This is a genomic window from Acinetobacter sp. MD2 (genome assembly GCF_035615575.1).
Lineage (GTDB): Bacteria > Pseudomonadota > Gammaproteobacteria > Pseudomonadales > Moraxellaceae > Acinetobacter.
The window spans coordinates 120,636-142,151 of the sequence record NZ_VTDK01000002.1; the positions used below are offsets into that span (position 1 = coordinate 120,636).

A 21,516-nucleotide genomic window follows, 5' to 3' on the forward strand; every position below is an offset into this window, starting at 1 on the left:
ATCCGCATAACTTAAAAATGATGAGCTTAATTTAAGGATAATAAACGTGTCAGATGCAGCAAAATTCGGCAAAGTCGCAGTCTTATTTGGTGGTCGTTCAGCAGAACGTGAAGTTTCTTTAGAAAGTGGTCAAGCAGTGTTAGATGCGCTGTTACGTTCAGGGGTAGATGCACATGCTTTTGACCCTCAGCAACGCAGCGTGACTGAGTTGGTTGGATTTGACCGCGCTTTTATTGTGTTACATGGGCGTGGTGGGGAAGATGGTCAGATTCAAGGTGTGCTTGAATGGCTGAATCTTCCTTATACTGGTACAGGTGTACAAGGCTCTGCAATTGGCATGGACAAAGTTAAAACCAAGCAAATTTGGCAAGGTTCTGAATTACCAACTGCGCCTTATCGCATTGTGAGTGCAGATACTGACTTAAACGCAGTGGTTGCTGAGTTAGGCTTGCCACTGATTATTAAGCCTGTGCATGAAGGTTCAAGTGTAGGCATGAGTAAAGTTGAAAAAGCCGAAGATTTTGCTGCGGCATTGGCAAAAGCAACTCAGCATGATGCGGTTGTTATGGCAGAAAAATGGATTACAGGACGTGAGTTCACCATTTCATTCTTAAATGATCAGCCTTTACCTGTGATTCGTTTGCAGCCGCCTGCGGATGTAGCATTTTATGATTATGCCGCTAAATATCAGCGCAATGACGTTGAATATGGGATTCCATGCGGTTTGAGTGCGGATGAAGAGCAACAATTACAACAACTGACCTTGCGGGCTTTTCAAGCTGTTGGTGCAAGCGGTTGGGGGCGAATTGATGCGATGCAAGATGAACAAGGCAATTTTTGGTTGCTTGAAGTGAATACCGTACCGGGCATGACTAGTCATTCGCTTGTGCCAAAAGCAGCACAAGCGGTGGGTTATGATTTTGACCAACTGTGTGTGGCAATTCTTGAACAAACCTTAACTCAAACGGCTCGCTAATTTATGGCGCAACTCCCTGCTTCAATGCGTCGCAAACGTGCGGCGGTGACGTCGATCCATGAAAAACCACCGACCCGTTCAGAAAAATTACTGAACGTAGGCGGATGGTTATTGTTAATAATTGCAACCATAGTATTCATTGTGGGTATTTATGGGTTATATAAAGTCATTACCGATGCGCGTGTTGCTGATCTTGAAGTTGTGGGAACGGACAGCTCGATTCAAACGCAGCAGGTGATAGCCGAAGTACAACCAATTATGCAGCGCAATTATTTCACCTCCGATTTAGAGCAAATTCGCGATCGAGCTTTACAGGTGTCATGGGTGGAGCGTGTTGTGGTGTCACGCGCATGGCCAAATGCCATTCGCGTGCGGGTCATTCCGAAGCATGGAATTGCACGGTGGGGTACAGGGCGGTTATTGAGTGACAGCGGTGACGTGTTTAGTGAAGCTGTGATACAGTCTCATGCAGATTTACCTTTGCTACATGGGCCGATTAGCCAAGCTCAACTGATGATGCGCCGTTATAATGAAATTAATCGGTTGTTTAAACCATTTAATTTGCATTTAAAAGAGTTGTACTTAACAGACCGTATGACATGGTTTATGCAGTTTGATTCTGGGTTAAGAGTGATTGTTGATCAAGATCAAACCATGAGTAAGTTACAACGGTTAAGTGATTTGGCAGGCAAAGATTTACAACCTGTTTGGTCACAAATTGTGACATTGGATTTACGTTATCGCAACGGGCTTGCGATTCAGTGGAAAGGGGTTGCACCTGTTTCACATGGGCAATTTGTGCTAACAAATTTGGAGCCGAGCGTTGCAGGCAAAGCGCCTGTCGCGCCATAATACGGTTTAAATCAAAAACAGGCGTTAAGCCATAATTAAATTAGATGATAAGTGGTCGTGAAGAATGAGTGAAGCTGTTCCCTCAGTTGTGGCAATAGACATCGGGACACATAAAGTTTCAGTCTTGATTGCTAAAGTGCATGCTCCTGATAATATTCAGGTTGTCGGTATGGCAACTGCCCGTAACCGTGGCATGAGTAAAGGAAAAATTGTTAATTTAGATAAAGTTATTTCTGCCATTAAAAATGCCGTTTCAGAAGCAGAAAATATGGCGGAATGTCGCGTGCATTCTGCATGGGTATCAATTCCAAGCACTGATCTAAAAAGTTACTATGCTGTTGGGCGTACACCGATTGCAAACCCAGAACAGATCATTACCACCAATGAAGTCGTGCGTGCTTTAGAGCTTGCCAAAGCCAGTCATATTGAGGCCGACCACTATTTAATTAGTGCAGTTCCTTTAGGCTTTGAGCTAGATAATACCGAGCAATGGGTAACGAATCCAATTCATATGGCTGCACAAAGCATTACAGGGCATTATCAATTGATGATGCTTCCGCTGAGTACGATGCAAAACCTAGACCGTGCCATGAAAGGTGCGAATGTTGGGGTTGAGCGGATGGTCGTATCGGGTCTTGCGACTGCTGAAGCTAGTTTGTTGCAAGATGAAAAAGATTATGGCGTGTGTTTAGTCGATATTGGTGCAGGTACGACCAATGTTGCTGTTTATTTAGATGGGCGTTTGGCTTTATCTAAAACTTATGCGGTTGGTGGTGAGCATGTAACCCGTGATATTGCCGCAGTATTGCAAATGACCACAGATGAAGCGGAACGGATTAAAGTTTTACATGGTTGTGTTGACTTAAATGCTGTGAAACCTGACCACATGATTAATGTGCAGGGGATTGAAGGCCCACAAACTATTAGTCGGATTGAACTCAGTGAAATTATCATTGCACGTTATGAAGAAATTTTTAGAACGATTCATGCTGATTTAATTCAAACAGGCGCAATACATGGTTTATATCATGGCGTGGTGTTAACCGGTGATGTGTGTCAAATTGAAGGTATGGTGAATTTTACTCGACGGATGTTAGGTGTTTCAGCACATCTTGGAAATCCTCCTTTACAAGTGACAGCAGATGATGCACATTTAGCAGCATTAAGACGTTCACAATATGCAACAGCTGCAGGTTTGTTGATGTATAGCCAAGGTGAAACACCCGATGCAATGGAAATTGTAGAGGTGACACCAAGCCGTAAAGTGATGTCACGATTAAAAAATGGTTGGGATTCTTTAAATAATAAGTTGAAATCCATTTTCTAAGTTTGTTTAAATAATGAGTATTGTTGGGAAGTTGTAAGTAAAAGGCTCTATACTTGACAAATAGAGCTGATACACAGCATCCTAAAATTGTATTTTATATTGACGTTTTAGGCAGTATACGGGCTCAAGTGGCTGCCAATAAGCATTAGGAACACTCAAGGTCATGGCCTCATTTGAATTTTTAGACGAAGAACAAACCGATGGTAACGGCCAAGCCCGTTTCACTGTATTTGGTGTAGGTGGTGGTGGTGGTAATGCCGTACAGCACATGGTTCAATCCGATATTAAAGGTGTAAAGTTTGTTTGTGCCAATACAGATAAACAAGCCCTTGATCGTATGAATGCACCTTTTAAAATTCAGCTTGGCGAACAAAGCACGCGTGGTTTAGGTGCGGGCGCAAATCCTGAAGTTGGGCAAATTGCCGCAGAAGAAAGTCGTGAACAAATCCGTCAGCATTTAGAAGGTGCTGATATGGTTTTTGTGACCGCAGGTATGGGTGGTGGTACGGGTACTGGCGCTGCGCCTGTCGTGGCTGAAGTTGCGAAAGAAATGGGTCTGTTGACCGTAGGTGTGGTGACCACGCCATTTAACTTTGAAGGTCGTCGTCGTCAAAAGTCTGCTGAAAAAGGCATTGAAGCGCTTGAGCAATTTGTTGACTCTTTAATCATTATTCCAAATGAGCGTTTATTAAATGTCTATGGCGACATTTCGATGCAAGATGCTTACAAAAAAGCGGATGATGTTTTACTAAATGCTGTACGTAGTATCTTTGACTTAGTGGTACGTCCAGGGCACATTAACCTTGACTTTGCTGACTTAAAAACTGCAATGAGTACACGTGGTTATGCCATGATGGGTGAAGGTAAAAGCTCAGGCCCTGAGCGTGCAGAAGAAGCGGCGCGTTTAGCTATTCGTAGTCCATTGCTTGATAATGTGAATATTATGAATGCCAAAGGGGTGTTGATTAACATCACTGGCGGTAATGATGTGACTTTGCGCGAAACCCAAATTATTACTGATGTTGTGAATCAGATTGTCGATTTAGACGAAGGCGAAGTGTTCTTTGGTACGGTATTTGATCCGGACGCACGCGATGAAATTCGTGTGACTGTGATTGCAACAGGTTTAACGCGTAATGCCAATAATCAAGATGCACGACGTAAGGCTGCTGCTGCACAGCACAGTACAGTTGCAAGCCATGCGCATACATCTCAAGCGGTTACTGAAGATGACATTCCTGCAATTCAGCGTCAAAATCAACCAGAAAGTGTGGCTGCACCAACTGCTGCTACATCGGTAAATTCTGGCCGTCCAAGCCCAATGAGTATTCAAGATTACTTGAAAAAACAACAAAGTAAGTAAGTATTGAAAAAAACAATTGGCTTTATAGAAAAAGGCAGGGGTAATTAACCTGCCTTTTTATTTTTTATCAATGCTTAAATGTGCTAATCTTTAGCGGTTTGTAAAGGTAGAAGACCGTCCAGATGTTGAAGCAACGTACTCTCAAGCGTGTTGTTAAAGCCAGTGGTATTGGCTTGCACAGCGGGCAAAAAGTCATGATTAATTTTGTGCCGCATACGGTTGACTCTGGAATCGTGTTTCGTCGTATCGATTTAAACCCCGCAATTGACTTGCCAGCAGACGCGATGTTGATTCAAGAAGCCTTTATGTGCTCGAATTTGGTTCGAGAAGATGCCAAAGTAGGTACGGTTGAGCATGTGATGAGTGCAATTGCTGCACTCGGTATTGATAACTTAATTGTTGAAGTTTCTGCATCGGAAGTCCCGATTATGGATGGTAGTGCAGGGCCATTTATTTATCTACTCATGCAAGGTGGTTTGGTCGAACAAGATGCACCGAAAAAATTTATTAAAATTTTAAAACCTATTGAAGCAACGATTGCCGATAAGCGTGCGGCATTTTCACCTCATTCTGGCTTTCAGCTAAATTTCACCATCGATTTTGATCATCCAGCATTCGCCAAAGAATACCAGTCAGCAACCATCGATTTTTCGACTGAAACTTTTGTTTATGAAGTTAGTGATGCGCGAACTTTTGGTTTTATGAAAGATTTAGATTTTTTAAAAGCCAACAATTTGGCCCTAGGTGCAAGTCTTGAAAATGCAATTGGAGTAGATGATACAGGTGTAGTGAATGAAGAGGGGCTACGCTATGATGATGAATTTGTGCGACATAAAATTTTAGATGCGGTTGGAGACTTATATTTGCTTGGACATCAAATTATTGCCAAGTTTGATGCCTATAAATCTGGACATGCACTGAATAACCAATTGCTACGTCAGGTAAAAGATGACCCGAGTAGTTATGAAATTGTAACATTTGATGATATCGATCAATGTCCAATTCCTTATGTAAATGTGAGCTAATTCCTACAATTGCAGCGAGATTAGTGGCATTTTATGCCATTATTCAGCTTTTCTTTACTTGCATCTGATGAAGATTTACGTTAGTTTTTCAATTGTTATTTTATAACACTTGCCAAACGCCGCATGGCTTGGCTAAGCTTAGAGTCGTTTATAAACTCAGCAGCACCTTGTAACATTTGTTGTGTTTCAATCGAAACAGGATGAGCTTCTTGCTGTGGCTGAATGATCACGGGTTCTTTTGTAATGCGTAACCGTACTTGAATTTTTTGCAGATCTTTAAATGCGGGTAATAGCGCAAGTTGTGCGACGTAGTGCTGTTGTAAATAACCGAGTTGACTAATCATGGCTTGGTTTTCGCCTGTAATGATTAAAACACCGTGCTGATAGCATGCTATTTGCCAATTTTCAGGTTGAGGTAAAATAGGTTGGATTTGTTGGCTTAACTTTTGCCAATAACCGACCTGATGAACAAGTTGATTTAAATGACCTGTTCGTGCTTGTTTTTGCTTAGACTGAAAAATATTAGTGGGCTGAGACATTACGTATACCTATCTTGCTGTATTCATCTTAGAACAGCGATAACATCTGAAACAAGTGTAAAAGATTGGGTTTAATTTTTTGTAGCATTTTTAGAGGTTTTTATGCGACGTATTTTATTGGCATTTTCAATGTTGGTCACGACCCCTGTGGTCTTTGCAGATTTAATTGATCTTAAATCATCTCCTACTTCTTCAACTGCACAATTAGAACAATTAACACGTACCATTTCAACCGGTTCTTATAATGCAGAAGTAGATGAAACGTCTGCAGCGCCAACCACAAAAATGAACATTAAATTGCGTCAGCAAGACGCAAAAACAGTCACTTTTAATAATAATTCTCTTAAAAAATATCCATCTTCTGTTATATCTAGCGGTAAAGTTGCTAATGGCGAGTCATGGATGAAAGCGAATCCATTACCCGATATGGTGCGCGTGTCTTCTGAATTTGGCATGCGTAGTTTGCTTGGCACAACACGTCCGCACGAAGGTGTAGATTTATCTGCCCCAAGTGGCACACCTATTTATGCAGCAGGCGCAGGTATTGTGACGCGTGCAGGTTGGGTAAATGGTTATGGTCAGTTTGTTGAAGTGAATCATGGTAATGGGTTTATTACCCGTTATGGCCATGCTTCTCGTGTGCTTGTGAGTGTGGGAGATCGCGTCACTCCAGGCGAAGAAATTGCCAAAGTTGGCTGCACAGGACGTTGTACAGGCCCGCATTTACATTTCGAAGTCGTAAAAGATGGTACACGTAAGAACCCAAGTACTTATCTTGCGATGCTGCCGTAATCCAATTGTAATGATGATGTAAAAACCTCAAAACATGTCATCCTCTTGTTAAAGTCGCCTAGTTAGGCGATTTTTTACATTTAATTGCTTAAAAAGCAAGCATCATTTCCTGTTAAAATGCACATATGTATTGATATTTAAAACTAGCCATAACTTCTTGCCCCCAAAACATGGTAAAAATAACGGGTTTTTTTATAATGATTAAGGAAAGGTGGAATATGGCCTATTATGGTGATTCTGACGCACAGGAAACCCTAGAATGGGAAGATGCTTTTGATTCAGTTTTACAGCATATGGGGACGGACCGTGCAGCATTCTTATTAGAAAAGCTTTATCAACGTGCTATCGCAAAACATGTGCCTATTCAGCGTCTCAATACGCCATATTTGAATACCATTTCTGTACAAGAAGAACCTGCAATGCCGGGTGACCAAGATATGGAACGTCGTATTCGTGCACTTATTCGTTGGAATGCGTTGGCAATGGTGTTACGTGCCAATAAAACGGGCGATGACTTAGGTGGCCATTTGGCGAGTTTTGCATCTTCAGCGACATTGTATGATGTTGGTTTTAACCATTTCTTCCGTGCCAATAGCGAAAGTTTTGGCGGTGATATGATTTATTATCAAGGGCACTGTGCACCGGGTATTTATGCACGTTCATTCCTTGAAGGTCGTTTGACTGAAGAGCATTTAAATAATTTCCGTCGTGAAGTCGATGGTGTCGGGATTCCGAGTTACCCGCATCCTTATTTAATGCCTGACTATTGGCAGTTCCCAACGGTATCTATGGGTCTTGGTCCAATCATGTCGATTTACCAAGCGCACATTCAAAAATACTTGATGAACCGTGGATTGATTAAAGAAGAAAACCGTAAAGTCTGGGCTTACTTAGGCGACGGTGAAATGGATGAGCCAGAAAGTACAGGTGCAATTTCACTTGCAGGCCGTGAAAAGTTAGACAACCTTATTTGGGTAGTAAACTGTAACTTACAGCGTCTTGATGGTCCTGTACGTGGTAACGGTAAAATCATGCAAGAACTTGAGTCATTATTCCGTGGCGCAGGTTGGCGTGTGATTAAAGTTGTTTGGGGTCGCCATTGGGATCCATTGTTAGCAAAAGACAAATCGGGCGCACTTAAAGCTGTTATGGAAGAAACAGTGGATGGTGAATACCAACGTTACCAAGTGAAAGGCGGTGCATATACCCGTGAAAAATTCTTTGGTAAATACCCAGAAGCAGCTGAATTAGTTAAAGATTTAAGCGATGAAGATATTGATAGTCTGAATCGTGGTGGTCATGACCCATATAAAGTCTTTGCAGCCTATGCAGAAGCAACAACTGCTAAAGGTCAGCCAACCGTAATCCTAGCGAAAACTGTGAAAGGTTATGGCTTGTCTGAAGAAATTGAAGCGGTAAATAAAACGCATCAAATCAAAAAGATGCAAATTGAATCGTTGAAATATGTGCGTGACCGTTTTAACTTGCCAATCAGTGATGAAGAGCTAGTTGATGTACCTTTCTATCGTCCAAGCGAAAATTCGCCTGAATTGAAATATATGAAAGCACGTCGTGAAGCCTTGGGTGGTTATTTACCTGCACGTCGTAAAGAAAGTGAAGTGTTAGATATTCCTGAGCTGTCTGTATTTGATGCCGTGTTAAAAGGCTCAAATGGTAAAGAGCAGTCAACGACTATGGTGATGGTACGTTTAATTGCTTCACTACTAAAAGAAAAAGCGATTAAAGACCGTGTTGTACCCATTGTTCCAGATGAAGCGCGTACTTTTGGTTTAGAAGGGATGTTCCGTCAGTTAGGTATTTATGCCGCGCACGGTCAAAAATATACCCCTGAAGACCAAGAACAGTTAATGCATTATCGTGAGGCCAAAGATGGTCATATGTTGCAAGAAGGCATTAACGAAGCCGGCGCGATGAGTGCATGGGCTGCGTTGGCGACCAGTTATTCAACCAATAACTTGCCAATGATTCCAATGTACATGTATTACTCAATGTTTGGTTTCCAACGTATTGGCGATATTGCATGGGCCGCAGGTGACGCACAAGCACAAGGTTTCTTGTTGGGTGCAACCGCAGGTCGTACCACACTAAATGGTGAAGGTTTACAACACCAAGATGGTCATTCACACATTCTTGCCAACACCATTCCAAACTGTGTGTCGTATGATCCATGTTTTGGCTATGAATTGGCTGTGATTGTACATGACGGCTTACAACGTATGTATGTCAACCAAGAACGTATTTTCTATTACTTAACCGTAATGAACGAAAACTACGAGCATCCTGAAATGCCAGAAGATGCTGAAGAAGGCATCAAACGTGGGATGTACTTGTTGCAAGAAGATTCAAAAGCAACGGTTCAATTGATGGGTTCAGGTGTCATTCTGCGTGAAGTGATTAAAGCGGCACAAATTTTACGTGACGAATACCAAATTCATTCGAACGTCTTTAGCGTAACAAGTTTCAACGAACTTGCACGTGATGGTATGGCATGTGAAGAATACAATCGCTTACATCCAATGTCGGAAGAGACCAAAGAATCATGGGTTGCGCAACAACTTCGTGATACGAAAGGTATTGTGGTATCTGCAACAGACCATATGCGTGCCTATAGCGAACAAATTCGTGCATATTTGCCAGACAATCGTCCATTTGTTGCATTGGGTACAGATGGTTATGGTCGCTCAGATTCACGTGCCAAATTACGTAGCTACTTTGGTGTAGATGCAGCGCACATTGTGGTTGCAACCTTGAAAAAATTAGCCGATGAAGGCGAAGTAGATGCGCGTTTAGTTAAAGATGCCATTTCAAGCTTCGAAATTGATACAGATCGTCCAGTGGCTTGGGCACCTCAAGAGCATCCCGAAGTGCAAGCTGTTGCCGCTTACCAAGAAACACAAACAGGTGAGGAGAAGTAATTATGCACATCACAACGCCTGATATTGGTGTAGATAAAGCAACTGTTGCCGAAATTTTGGTGAAAGTGGGCGATACGATTTCGGAAAATGATAGCGTTATTTTACTTGAGTCAGACAAAGCCTCTGTTGAAGTGCCAAGCACTTCGGCAGGGGTGGTGAAAGCCATTTTGGTTAAAGAAGGCGACAACGTGGCTGAAGGCACGGTGTTGATTGAACTTGAAGCACAAGGTGCAGCTTCCGTCACAGCCGAAGCGCCCGTTGTTGCAGCACCAGCACCTGTAGCTGAAACTGCAAAAGTTGAAGTGCCTGCTGCTGCACCGACTGCAACAGCATCGCAAGTAATTGAAGTTCAAGTACCTGACATTGGTGTTGAAAAAGCCTTGGTGGCTGAGCTATTGGTCAAAGTTGGCGATCAGATTAGCGAAAATGACAGTCTTGTTTTGCTTGAGTCGGATAAAGCTTCGGTAGAAGTGCCGAGTACTGTGACAGGTACTGTAGAAAGTATTGCGGTAAATGCAGGTGATAGCGTCAAAGAAGGCGTGGTTTTAATGACGGTGAAAACTACAGCCTCTGCTGCGGCTGCACCTCAAGCTCAAGCTGCTGAATCGGTTGCTACGGCACAACCACAAGCGCCTGTTGCACCTGTAGCAAGCGCACCTGCACAACCTGCGGGCGATGTTGAAATGACTGTACCTGACTTGGGTGTAGATAAAGCTGTTGTGGCTGAGATTCTCATTCAAGTCGGCGATACGGTTGAAGTTGACCAAAGCATTGTGGTAGTTGAATCAGACAAAGCAACGGTTGAAGTACCAAGTACTGTTGCGGGTGTGGTGAAAGCTATTCACTTACAAGCAGGCCAACAAGTGTCACAAGGTTTGGCACTCGCAACCATTGAAGTGAAAGGTTCGGCACCAGTTGCATCAGCGCCTGCTGCTCAAGTTGCGAAAGCCGCGCCAGCTGCACAAGCACCTGTTGTAGAAAAAACTGCTGCACCTGTTTCTGCGGCTTCGCATCCAGCAGAAAAGTTAAGCAAAGAACAGCAAGCTGCCAATGCTAAAGTATATGCAGGCCCTGCGGTACGTAAACTTGCGCGTGAGTTAGGTGTGGTATTGGCACAAGTGACCACCTCTGGTGAGCACCATGGCCGTATCATGAAAGACGACGTATTTGCTTATGTGAAACAACGTTTAACTGCGCCTGTTGAAGCACCAAAAGCAGCGGCGGCAGCCGTAGCTTCAGGCTTACCGTCATTGCCTGACTTCACCGCTTTTGGTGGTGTAGAAGAAAAAGCATTGACGCGTTTACAGCAAGTGTCGATTCCACAATTGTCGTTGAATAACTTCATTCCACAAGTAACGCAATTTGACCTTGCCGATATTACTGAACTTGAAGCATGGCGTAATGACCTTAAAGGCAACTTTAAGAAAGATGGTATTAGCCTAACCATTATGGCATTCATCATCAAAGCGGTTGCACATTTGCTGAAAGAAGAACGTGAATTTGCAGGCCATTTGGCAGATGATGGTAAATCGGTGTTATTGCGTAACGAAATCCATATGGGCATTGCGGTTGCAACCCCAGATGGTTTAACAGTTCCTGTACTGCGTAATCCAGACCAAAAAACCATTAAGCAAATTGCGGTGGAATTGGGTGTGTTGGGTCAAAAAGCACGTGACAAAAAGTTATCTCCGAAAGACCTGCAAGGCGCAAACTTCACTATTTCAAGCTTAGGTGCGATTGGTGGAACGGCATTTACCCCATTGGTAAATTGGCCACAAGTTGCGATTTTAGGTATCTCACCTGCAACCATGCAGCCAGTTTGGAATGGTAAAGATTTTGATCCACGCCTCATGTTGCCTTTGTCATTGTCTTACGATCATCGTGTGATTAATGGTGCAGATGCTGCACGTTTTACCAATAAGCTGACCAAATTGTTGCAAGACATTCGTAGCTTATTGTTGTAATTCACCTTTTTTGAATTGAATTAAAAACCTCGCTTTGGCGGGGTTTTTTTATGCAAAATGAATTGAAAACTTTGCTGAATCTTATATAATCAATGTTACTTCATTGGGGAGTAGCCGCTATTTACTTCGGTAAATAGATGATGATCAACATACTTGTTCCACCGAACATGGTCATCATAGCAAAGAACCAAATGTGCTTAATTAAAAAAGCAATCTTTTGTTGGCAAGACCTTTGATTTATCGCTCTGCAGATTTTGGCTAGCAGGAGAGATAAATCATGGGCAAATTTTGCTAGCCAGAGAAAACACATATGATGGTCTTTCTTTTTTCTCTTGTAACTGTTCTTGTTTCAGAGATTGGCGATAAAACCCAGCTTCTTGCATTGTTACTTGCCGCACGTTTTCGTAAACCAATTCCAATCTTAATTGCTATTTTGGCTGCCACCACGCTGAATCATGGTGTTTCTGCGGTGCTTGGACAATGGTTGACGACTGTTGTGAATCCAACCGTGATGATTTGGATTTTGGCAATGGGCTTTATTGGTATGGCAATTTGGATGCTCATTCCAGATTCAATTGATGAAGAAGATGATGCGATTGCTAAATGGCAGCGTTTTGGTGTGTTTGGTGCAACCTTCATTTTATTTTTCTTGGCTGAAATTGGCGATAAAACCCAAATAGCAACGGTCGCACTTGCCGCACGTTTTGACAGCGTGTTTTGGGTGATGCTTGGTACTACAGCAGGCATGATGTTAGCCGATGGCCCTGCGGTATTTATTGGAAATAAACTTGCCGATAAACTTCCAATTGCCTTGATTCATAAAGTTGGTGCTTTTATTTTCCTTGCGGTAGGTGTAGCGACGCTGGCACAGCATTATTGGTAAAACAGTGATTTGTTGTACATTGCTCAAGAGCATAAGACAATAAACTAGAATAAAAAAGACCATTTTTATGGTCTTTTTTATTTGAGCTGTGATTGCTAAAAATTGTGTTTATAACAAGGTTTACTGCTCCAAACAAAAATTCTGAGTAAGTTTTGGTTTATTTCTAAACGATATTTATTTTATTGAACGAGGAAACGTAGAAAAAATAACTAAAGCGATTGTATCTTGATCTAATCCCATATATTTTATATGGAATAATAAAATATTTATTTCTTTAGGGTTGGGGAAGATGTTCGAACGTACCACATCGCAAGTGCTTTATGATAATGGCACACATAAATGTATTCGTTTTAGTAGTTTGGTGGTGGGTGAGGGTATTCAGGCCAATCAATTTTTGATTATTGATCATGACCGAGCAGCGGTATTAGACCCAGGTGGTGACTTAACCTATGTGCCGTTAACGATGGAACTCAATAAATATACCAAACTGAAAAATTTAGATTATGTGATGGCATCGCATCAAGACCCTGACATCATTACTTCTATGCCGCGTTGGTTGGTCTATACCGACGCGAAAATTGTCGCATCGAAACTTTGGGCGCGCTTTTTACCGCATTTAAGTTCATCTTTTATGAGTGAACGCATGAAAGGCAATTGGGAAGAGCGTTTAATAGAATTATCTGATCAAGGGCAGCGTTTGCGCTTGGGGTTAAGTGATTTATTGGCAATTCCTGCCCATTTTCTACATTCAGTTGGAAATTTTCAGTTTTATGATCCTATTGCCAAGATTTTATTTTCGGGCGATATGGGCGCATCGATTGTTGAACATGCAGATGCTGAAATTGTTGATTTTAATGCACATATCCCCAAAATGAAGGGCTTTCATCAACGCTATATGTGTAGCAATAAAATTATCCGTTTGTGGGTTAATATGGTACGAGAGTTAGATGTTGAAATGATTGTGCCGCAGCACGGCGCTGCATTTATCGGCAAAGCACAGGTGAACCAATTTTTAGATTGGATTGAGCAATTGCCGTGTGGTATCGACTTAATGAATGAAAATGTTTTTAGTATTCCGCAGTAATTTAAAGCGAGAAGTACATGAAAATGAACATCTGTAAAAACAAAAAAATTGCTTTTTACAGATTTTCATTTCGATGAACATGCAATTTGAACAAAAATTTGTTTATAATAGCCCACGGAATTTACCAATGAGCTTGTTATGTTGACCATCGTTCAAGAAGCGTTAACCTTCGATGATGTCTTATTAGTCCCTGCCTATTCTACTGTTCTTCCAAAAGATGTTTCTCTTCGCTCGCGCTTAACGCGTGGCATCCAGTTAAATATTCCACTTGTTTCTGCTGCAATGGATACGGTGACCGAGTCACGCATGGCAATTGCTATGGCGCAAAACGGTGGTATCGGTATCTTGCATAAAAACATGGATATTGCTGCACAAGCGGCAGAAGTACGCCGTGTGAAAAAGTTTGAAGCAGGTATGGTGAAAGACCCTATTACGGTGACACCAAATACACCAGTACGTGAGTTGCTTGCGATTACGCATGCTAACAATATTAGCGGTGTGCCTGTGGTTCAAGATGGTAAAGTGGTTGGTATTGTTACAGGTCGTGACACCCGCTTCGAAACCAATCTTGAGCAGCCTGTAAGTAACATTATGACGCCGCAAGACCGTCTTGTTACCGTCAAAGAAGGCGAGTCAAAAGAAAATATTCAGGCGTTGTTACAAAAGCATCGCATTGAAAAAGTCTTGGTTGTTGATGACAACAATGTATTAAAAGGCTTAATTACGGTGACAGATTTCCGTAAAGCCGAGTCGTTCCCAAATAGCTGTAAAGATGATTTAGGTCGTTTACGTGTGGGTGCTGCGGTTGGTACTGGTGCAGAAACGCCTGCGCGTGTTGAAGCATTGGTTGAAGCGGGTGCTGACGTGATTGTGGTGGATACTGCCCACGGCCACTCTGCGGGTGTAATTGAACGTGTACGTTGGGTGAAGCAAAACTTCCCGCAAGTACAAGTGATTGGCGGTAATATTGCAACAGGTGATGCTGCATTGGCATTGCTTGATGCAGGTGCAGATGCTGTAAAAGTGGGTATTGGTCCAGGTTCAATTTGTACCACCCGTATTGTTGCAGGTATTGGCGTTCCGCAAATTTCAGCTATTGATAACGTTGCCAATGCCCTAAAAGAACAAATCCCATTAATCGCTGATGGTGGTATTCGCTTCTCGGGTGATTTGGCTAAAGCATTAGCGGCTGGTGCAAGCACCATTATGGTTGGTTCTTTAATGGCAGGTACTGAAGAGGCACCGGGTGAAGTTGAATTCTTCCAAGGTCGTTACTACAAGTCTTACCGTGGTATGGGTTCTTTGGGTGCAATGGCGGGTTCATCAGGTTCTGCTGACCGTTATTTCCAAGATGCCAAAGCAGGTGCAGAAAAATTAGTTCCTGAAGGCATTGAAGGTCGCGTACCTTACAAAGGCCCAATGAGCGCAATTGTACACCAAATGATGGGCGGTTTACGTTCATCAATGGGTTACACGGGTTCTGCAACGGTTGAAGACTTACGTCAAAATGCACAATTTGTGAAAATTACATCGGCAGGCATGAAAGAATCACATGTGCATGATGTGACGATTACCAAAGAAGCACCGAATTATCGTGTTGGTTAATTGCGTTTTTTCGTAAAAATTAAGCTTAAAAAAGCCGTCAGTTCATGACGGCTTTTTTGTTTTGGTGTAAAGTATTTCAAATTGTGAATAATAAAAGGTTTGCATATATACAAACCTTAACACCAGTGAGAAACGCATGAGTTATTTTGGTACAGATGGTATCCGTGGGAAATTTGGAGAACTTCCAATTACGCCAGAATTCGCATTAAAATTGGGGTTTGCTGCAGGTAAAGTACTGAAAAAACAAAATCCTGAACATAAGCCTGTGGTTGTTTTAGGTAAAGACACGCGTTTGTCTGGCTATATTTTAGAAGCAGCCTTGCAAGCAGGTTTAAATGCAGCGGGCGTTTATGTACATTTGCTTGGGCCACTGCCAACACCTGCGATTGCCCATTTAACCCGTGCTTTACATGCCAATGCGGGTATTGTCATTTCGGCATCACACAATCCATATTTTGATAACGGCATTAAGTTTTTCTCAGACGAGGGTAAAAAACTGCCGGATGAATTACAAGAAGCGATTAATCAAGAATTAGAAAAAGAGCTGTTGATTGATGATCCTGCGCAGCTTGGTAAAAGTGTCCGTGTGAAAGATGCCAATGGTCGTTATATCGAATTTTGTAAATCGACTTTTCCATACCACTGTAATTTACGCCGTTTAAGAATTGTGGTCGACTGCGCCAATGGTGCGGCCTACAACGTTGGCCCTGCGGTATTCCGTGAATTGGGCGCGCGTGTAACGACTATTTACAACGAGCCAAACGGTTTAAATATTAATGAAAACTGTGGTTCAACCCATCCTGAAAAATTACAGCAAGCAGTGATTGAACATCAAGCAGATGTTGGAATTGCCTTTGATGGCGATGCTGACCGTGTGGTGATGGTCGATAAAAATGGTCAATTAATCGATGGCGACCATATTTTATATATCTTGGCGACACAGGCGAAGCAAAAGCCCGCAGGTATTGTGGGTACAGTGATGAGCAACATGGCACTTGAATTGGCTTTAGAAAAAGCCCAAGTACCATTTGTACGCGCAAAAGTTGGTGACCGTTATGTGTTGCAAGCTTTAGAAGACAACCATTGGACGATTGGTGGTGAACCTTCAGGCCATATTTTAACGCTAGATAAAAGCACGACGGGTGATGCTATTATTGCAGCATTGCAAGTGTTGACCGTTATGGTTGAGCAAGACAAAGCCTTGCACGAATTGGTTGCAGGCTTTGAGTTATTCCCACAAGTGTTGGTGAATGTTCGTTTAGACAAAATGATTGACCCATTTGCCATTCCTGCTTTGGTAGAATTATTTGATCAGGCCGAAGCGCAGTTAAAAGGACGTGGTCGTTTATTGATTCGTAAATCGGGGACTGAACCTGTCATTCGTGTGATGGTTGAAGGTGACCAACAGCAAGAAGTCACTGATTTAGCCAACAGCTTGGCCGATGCTATTCGTCAACATGCGTAGGGACAACCTCGATGGAAGATTTGATTAAAGACTTAAGCGAGTTACGCTTAAGTTATGAAAAAGGTGAATTGCTTGAAAGCCAAGTCAGCCTAAATCCGCATCAGCAATTTTTGCAATGGTTTAACCATGCACTTGAAGCCAAAGTGCATGAGCCGTATGCCATGTCGGTTGCAACCTGTAATGCACAAGGTCGCCCACATGTACGCACTTTATTGCTGCGCGGTGCGACTGAAAATGGTTATGATTTTTATACCAATTATGACAGCCAAAAAGGGCAGGATTTGGCAGAAAATCCTTATGTTGAATTGTTATTTTATTGGCATGACTTAGAGCGTCAAATTCGCATTAGCGGTAAAGTTCAGCAAATTTCTGAAGCTGAATCGACAGATTATTACCATAAGCGTCCGCATGACAGCCAAATTGCTGCGCATATTAGTACACCGCAAAGTGGTGTGATTAAAAGCCGTGAACAATTGGTGGAACGTTTTAATCAACTACAAATGCAAGTCGGTGCAACGGCAAGCCTTGAAAAACCGAATTTTTGGGGCGGTTATCGCGTTGTGCCAGATCAATATGAATTTTGGCAAGGTCGTCCAAATCGTTTGCATGACCGTTTGCAATATCAGCAGCAAGCCGATGGACAGTGGTTATTACAGCGTTTAATGCCTTAAATGAAAAAAAATATTCACATTCAAACCCGCCCATTACTGACAAGCCCTGAAAATTTTCAGGGCATGTTGCCTTTTATGGCCCATATTTTTGCACGTCGAGGCATTGAGTCATCACAAAATTTAGCATTGAAGTTACAGTATTTATTGCCACCGCATTTAAAAGGTTTAGAGCAAGCTGTTGATTTAATCAATCAAGCGATTGATAACCAGCATAAAATTGTGATTGTGGGTGACTATGATGCTGATGGTGCAACCAGTACTGCATTGATGATTTTAGCTTTGCGGGATATGGGCGCAGTGGTGAATTATATTGTGCCCGATCGCTTTAAATATGGTTATGGTTTAACGCCTGCAATTGCTGACCTTGTGCAGCAGACTTTTCAGCCACAATTACTGATTACCGTAGATAACGGAATTTCAAGCCATGCAGGTGTGGCGCAGGCGCAGCAATATGGCATGCAGGTGATTGTAACGGATCATCATTTGACGACTAAAGCGGCACCGAATGCCGAAGCGATTGTGAATCCGAACCAATTGGGGTGTGATTTTGAAAGTAAAGCTTTGGCAGGTGTGGGCGTCGCATTTTATGTGCTGGCACGTTTGTCATCTTTGCGCCGACAGCAAGGTAAAAGCAGCAGTCAGCTGACGCAATATTTAGACCTTGTTGCGCTTGGTACTTATGCCGATGTGGCGGCACTAGATTATAACAACCGTATTTTGGTTGATGCAGGTTTAAAGCGGATTCAGCAACAACAGGCACGTAAAGGCATCTTGGCATTATTAGATGTTGCAGGGAAAGATGCTGCGAGTTTAAAAGCACAAGATTTAGGTTTTGTCCTTGGGCCACGTTTAAATGCAGCAGGGCGCATGGAAAGCATGCAAATTGGCATTGAATGCTTGGTTGCTGAAGATTACAGTGCCGCACATACAATTGCCCAACAGTTACAAGGGTTAAATTTAGAGCGCCGTCAAGTCGAAGCTGAAATGAAGCAAGACGCTTTGCAAGCCTTGGCACAGCTTGAATTTGACCATCATAGTATTCCCGAAGCCTTGGTGTTGTTTGAACCACATTGGCATCAAGGGGTGATTGGCATTGTTGCAGGGCGGTTAAAAGAGCAATTTCACCGCCCAAGTATTGTGTTTGCACCCGATGAAGATGGGATTCATCTAAAAGGTTCAGCCCGCTCAATTGAAGGAATTCATATTCGAGATGCGATTGAATATGTAGCACAGCAATCACCACATTTGGTCCGTTATTTTGGTGGGCATGCCGCAGCAGCAGGTTTAACCATCGAAAAGCAGCATTTTGCTGAATTTAAGCAGCAGTTTACGGCGTATATTCAGCAGATGGATGCTGAATTATTTCAGATGACTTTATGGACCGATGGTGAATTACCCACAGATGCTTTTCAATTAACAACGGTCGATTTAATTGAGCAAGCAGGGCCGTGGGGGCAAAAATTCCCTGCACCGGTGTTTGAGGGATGGTTTGACATTCAAGAACATCGTTGGTTAAAAGAAAAACATTTAAAGTTGAATTTGGTGTTAGACAATGGACAGCGAGTAGAAGCTTTGGCTTTTAATGCACAAGAGCAATTTGAGTTTGATGCAAGCTGTGAAAAAGTTTACTTGGTATATGAGTTGGAACGTAATACCTTTAATGGGGTAAGCCGTTTGCAATTGCGAGTGCTACATTTAACGCAATAAAAAACACGCCCAAGGGCGTGTTTTTTATTGCGTTAAAACCAATTCACATTAGAAGCGGTAGTTTGCACCAATGGTATAGGTGTTGTAGTTGTCACCAAAACCAATACGGCCATCAACACTTACGTTATTGCTGAAGTATTTATCGGCACGAATACCCCATTCTTTTTGGTTAATTGACTTGTCTTTGTAATAGTCTGCACCAAAACTTAAAGTTTTATCAATGAAGTAGTCGCCGCCAACAGAGTATTGTTTGTTATTGTCGTTACCAAACACACCGCGAGCTTCTAAGTTAATGTCATGCTGACCAACTTGAGTGACGTACTTAGCGCGTAAAGTAGGATCTACACCATCTCCACCATTTTTGGTGTCATAGCCTTGAGCACCTACAGCAACCAATAAGCCCGGTGCAGGTAAATAACCGACCTCGGCATTATAAAGTGTGGTTTTTACTTTAGATCCGTGATCAACTTGATATGTGTTACGTCCTACATTTGCACCAAGATAGAAGTCTGAGTTAGGAATATAATATTCCGCGCCACCGCTATATTGACTATTTTCAGTACCATCATTGCTTGCATACGTTGCACTTGCATGGACATTACTTGCACGGTCTAAGAATGCTGCTTCTTTGAGTGGTGCATTACGGGTTTGCACCGGATTAAAATAATAAGTACCGTTTAGGTTGTAAGCACTTGCACCACTACCATTGTCTGGGTCGAGGTAGCCATAAGAACCACCTACTTCAGCTTGATATGCGTTGGCTGTGCCAGTAATAGCAAGACCTGTAAACAGTGCAGTTGCGATCAGTGTTTTTTTCATGGAACTTCCCCTCCGAAAGTTAACATTCATTTTTTGTTACAACTTTTAGTCTAGAGAAAAAAACAGTAGGGTCAACGCTTGTGATGTAACCAGTCTGTATCTATGTAAAATCGTGTAACAATAAACTTATAATAAATTGATTTTTAAATTAAATTGAAAATGTTTTGTTTTATTAATTTGATGGATAAAAAGTGGAGAATAGATTTTTTGCTGAATATTTAATCGATTATTCAATAATTTGTTGCATAAAAACTATTCTAAAGAGAGCGCTCTGGCAATCTGTAATGACAACATGCGGGGCATATCTCCGTATTTCACTCTATGCTAAAATAGTGGGAATTGTATTTTGCATAGAGAAGATTCACGTGGAAATTAATCCTTATCTAAACCAATTAAAAGATTTGACTGATCGTAGCCAAACACTACGGGGGTATCTTTGACTACGATCTGAAAAAAGAACGTTTAGAAGAAGTTTTACGTGAATTAGAAGATCCTGCGATTTGGAATGACCAAGCACGCGCACAAGCGATGGCAAAAGAAAAAGGCGAACTTGAGAATATCATTGGGGTATTGGAACGTTTAGCTGAACAATTAGATGATGCCACAGCGATGTTGGATTTGGCTGTTGAGGCAGATGATGAAAGCTTACTTGAAGATGTGCAAGCCGAATTAAATACCGCTGAAGAAGATTTAGCTAAACTTGAATTCCGTCGGATGTTTAGTAACCCGATGGATCCAAACCCATGTTATGTGGAAATTCAAGCCGGTTCAGGGGGTACAGAAGCACAAGACTGGGCTTCGATGTTACTGCGTATGTATTTACGTTGGATTGAACGTCATGGCTTTAAAGCTGAATTGATGGAAGAATCAGACGGTGATGTTGCAGGGATTAAATCTGCGACCATTCGTGTTGAAGGTGAATATGCGTATGGTTGGTTGCGTACTGAATCTGGCGTACACCGTTTAGTGCGTAAATCGCCATTTGACAGTGGTAACCGCCGTCATACTTCATTTAGCGCAGTGTTTGTATCCCCTGAAATTGATGACAATATCGAAATTGAAATCAATCCTTCAGATGTTCGTACTGATACTTACCGTGCGTCGGGTGCGGGTGGTCAGCATATTAACAAAACTGACTCTGCGGTACGTTTAACCCATGCGCCAACAGGGATTGTAGTGGCGTGTCAGAACCAACGCTCGCAACATGCTAACCGTGACCATGCGTGGAAACAGTTACGTGCAAAATTGTATGAATTGGAAATGAGTAAGCGTAACGAGGCAGCTCAAGCATTGGAAGATTCTAAATCAGACATCGGTTGGGGCAGTCAAATTCGTTCTTATGTACTAGATGATTCACGTATTAAAGACTTGCGTACCAGTGTTGAAAGCTCAAACACAGGCGCGGTACTTGATGGCGATTTAGATAAATTTATTGAAGCAAGCTTGAAGAAAGGGCTTTAATTTTTTATTTGCAAAACGTCAATCTATATGGCTATGGATTGGCGTTT

17 protein-coding genes and 1 riboswitch are annotated in these 21,516 nt (G+C 42.2%); of the genes, 15 read left to right on the plus strand and 2 right to left on the minus strand.

The features are described 5' to 3' along the window. Nucleotides 1-46: 46 nt before the first annotated feature. The 5 genes from FXN70_RS03850 (at nt 47) to lpxC (ending at nt 5,543) form a co-directional block, all read left to right on the plus strand. On the plus strand, nt 47-976 hold the full coding sequence (locus FXN70_RS03850; RefSeq protein WP_324646172.1) for a D-alanine--D-alanine ligase: 930 nt from the start codon (nt 47-49) through the stop codon (nt 974-976). 3 nt (nt 977-979) lie between these two features. Further along, a complete protein-coding gene (locus FXN70_RS03855) occupies nt 980-1,828 on the plus strand; it encodes a cell division protein FtsQ/DivIB (protein WP_324646173.1) in 849 nt (282 codons plus the stop codon). Nucleotides 1,829-1,892: 64 nt separating this feature from the next. Further along, a complete protein-coding gene (gene ftsA / locus FXN70_RS03860; RefSeq protein ID WP_324646174.1) occupies nt 1,893-3,155 on the plus strand; it encodes a cell division protein FtsA in 1,263 nt (420 codons plus the stop codon). Nucleotides 3,156-3,318: 163 nt separating this feature from the next. Continuing rightward, nucleotides 3,319-4,518 carry a cell division protein FtsZ gene (gene ftsZ / locus FXN70_RS03865; protein WP_324646175.1) on the plus strand — a complete coding sequence of 400 codons (1,200 nt, stop codon included), beginning with the start codon at nt 3,319-3,321 and terminating at the stop codon, nt 4,516-4,518. A gap of 122 nt (nt 4,519-4,640) precedes the next feature. Continuing rightward, nucleotides 4,641-5,543: a UDP-3-O-acyl-N-acetylglucosamine deacetylase gene (gene lpxC, locus FXN70_RS03870; protein WP_324646176.1), complete on the plus strand. Its 903-nt coding sequence runs from the start codon at nt 4,641-4,643 to the stop codon at nt 5,541-5,543. 95 nt (nt 5,544-5,638) lie between these two features. Here the strand turns inward: lpxC and FXN70_RS03875 are convergent, their stop codons facing one another. Then, nucleotides 5,639-6,082, minus strand: a complete 444-nt coding sequence (locus FXN70_RS03875; protein ID WP_324646177.1) for a DUF721 domain-containing protein — start codon at nt 6,080-6,082, stop codon at nt 5,639-5,641. A gap of 102 nt (nt 6,083-6,184) precedes the next feature. Here FXN70_RS03875 and FXN70_RS03880 point away from each other — a divergent pair, with 102 nt between their 5' ends. The 9 genes from FXN70_RS03880 (at nt 6,185) to recJ (ending at nt 19,189) form a co-directional block, all read left to right on the plus strand. Continuing rightward, nucleotides 6,185-6,874 (plus strand): M23 family metallopeptidase, encoded by a 690-nt coding sequence (locus tag FXN70_RS03880; protein ID WP_324646178.1) that lies wholly within the window; start codon nt 6,185-6,187, stop codon nt 6,872-6,874. Nucleotides 6,875-7,092: 218 nt separating this feature from the next. Further along, nucleotides 7,093-9,810, plus strand: coding sequence for a pyruvate dehydrogenase (acetyl-transferring), homodimeric type (gene aceE / locus FXN70_RS03885; protein WP_324646179.1), 2,718 nt, complete (start codon nt 7,093-7,095; stop codon nt 9,808-9,810). Between the two features lie 2 nt (nt 9,811-9,812). Continuing rightward, nucleotides 9,813-11,774 carry a 2-oxo acid dehydrogenase subunit E2 gene (locus tag FXN70_RS03890; protein ID WP_324646180.1) on the plus strand — a complete coding sequence of 654 codons (1,962 nt, stop codon included), beginning with the start codon at nt 9,813-9,815 and terminating at the stop codon, nt 11,772-11,774. Nucleotides 11,775-11,864: 90 nt separating this feature from the next. Next, nucleotides 11,865-12,011, plus strand: a riboswitch (yybP-ykoY riboswitch). 73 nt (nt 12,012-12,084) lie between these two features. Then, entirely contained in the window at nt 12,085-12,657 is a 573-nt protein-coding gene (locus FXN70_RS03895; RefSeq protein ID WP_324646181.1) for a TMEM165/GDT1 family protein, read from the plus strand. A gap of 289 nt (nt 12,658-12,946) precedes the next feature. Beyond that, complete coding sequence (locus tag FXN70_RS03900; RefSeq protein WP_324646182.1) at nt 12,947-13,741, plus strand: MBL fold metallo-hydrolase; 795 nt, start codon at nt 12,947-12,949, stop codon at nt 13,739-13,741. A gap of 138 nt (nt 13,742-13,879) precedes the next feature. Further along, a complete protein-coding gene (gene guaB / locus FXN70_RS03905) occupies nt 13,880-15,346 on the plus strand; it encodes an IMP dehydrogenase (protein WP_324646183.1) in 1,467 nt (488 codons plus the stop codon). A gap of 136 nt (nt 15,347-15,482) precedes the next feature. Then, entirely contained in the window at nt 15,483-16,811 is a 1,329-nt protein-coding gene (gene glmM, locus FXN70_RS03910; RefSeq protein WP_324646184.1) for a phosphoglucosamine mutase, read from the plus strand. 11 nt (nt 16,812-16,822) lie between these two features. After that, on the plus strand, nt 16,823-17,482 hold the full coding sequence (pdxH, locus tag FXN70_RS03915) for a pyridoxamine 5'-phosphate oxidase (protein ID WP_324646185.1): 660 nt from the start codon (nt 16,823-16,825) through the stop codon (nt 17,480-17,482). Further along, nucleotides 17,483-19,189: a single-stranded-DNA-specific exonuclease RecJ gene (gene recJ, locus FXN70_RS03920; protein ID WP_324646186.1), complete on the plus strand. Its 1,707-nt coding sequence runs from the start codon at nt 17,483-17,485 to the stop codon at nt 19,187-19,189. Nucleotides 19,190-19,237: 48 nt separating this feature from the next. On the opposite strand, the gene FXN70_RS03925 is transcribed toward recJ, so the two are convergent. Then, complete coding sequence (locus FXN70_RS03925; protein WP_324646187.1) at nt 19,238-20,008, minus strand: putative porin; 771 nt, start codon at nt 20,006-20,008, stop codon at nt 19,238-19,240. A 365-nt stretch (nt 20,009-20,373) separates the two neighbouring features. Between FXN70_RS03925 and prfB the strand changes: the two genes are divergently transcribed. After that, nucleotides 20,374-21,469, plus strand: a protein-coding gene (prfB, locus tag FXN70_RS03930; protein ID WP_324646188.1) for a peptide chain release factor 2 whose coding sequence is annotated in 2 segments (ribosomal slippage) — nt 20,374-20,445 and nt 20,447-21,469 — 1,095 coding nt in all. Because the reading frame shifts where the segments join, the coding sequence is not laid out codon by codon here. Nucleotides 21,470-21,516 lie beyond the last annotated feature (47 nt).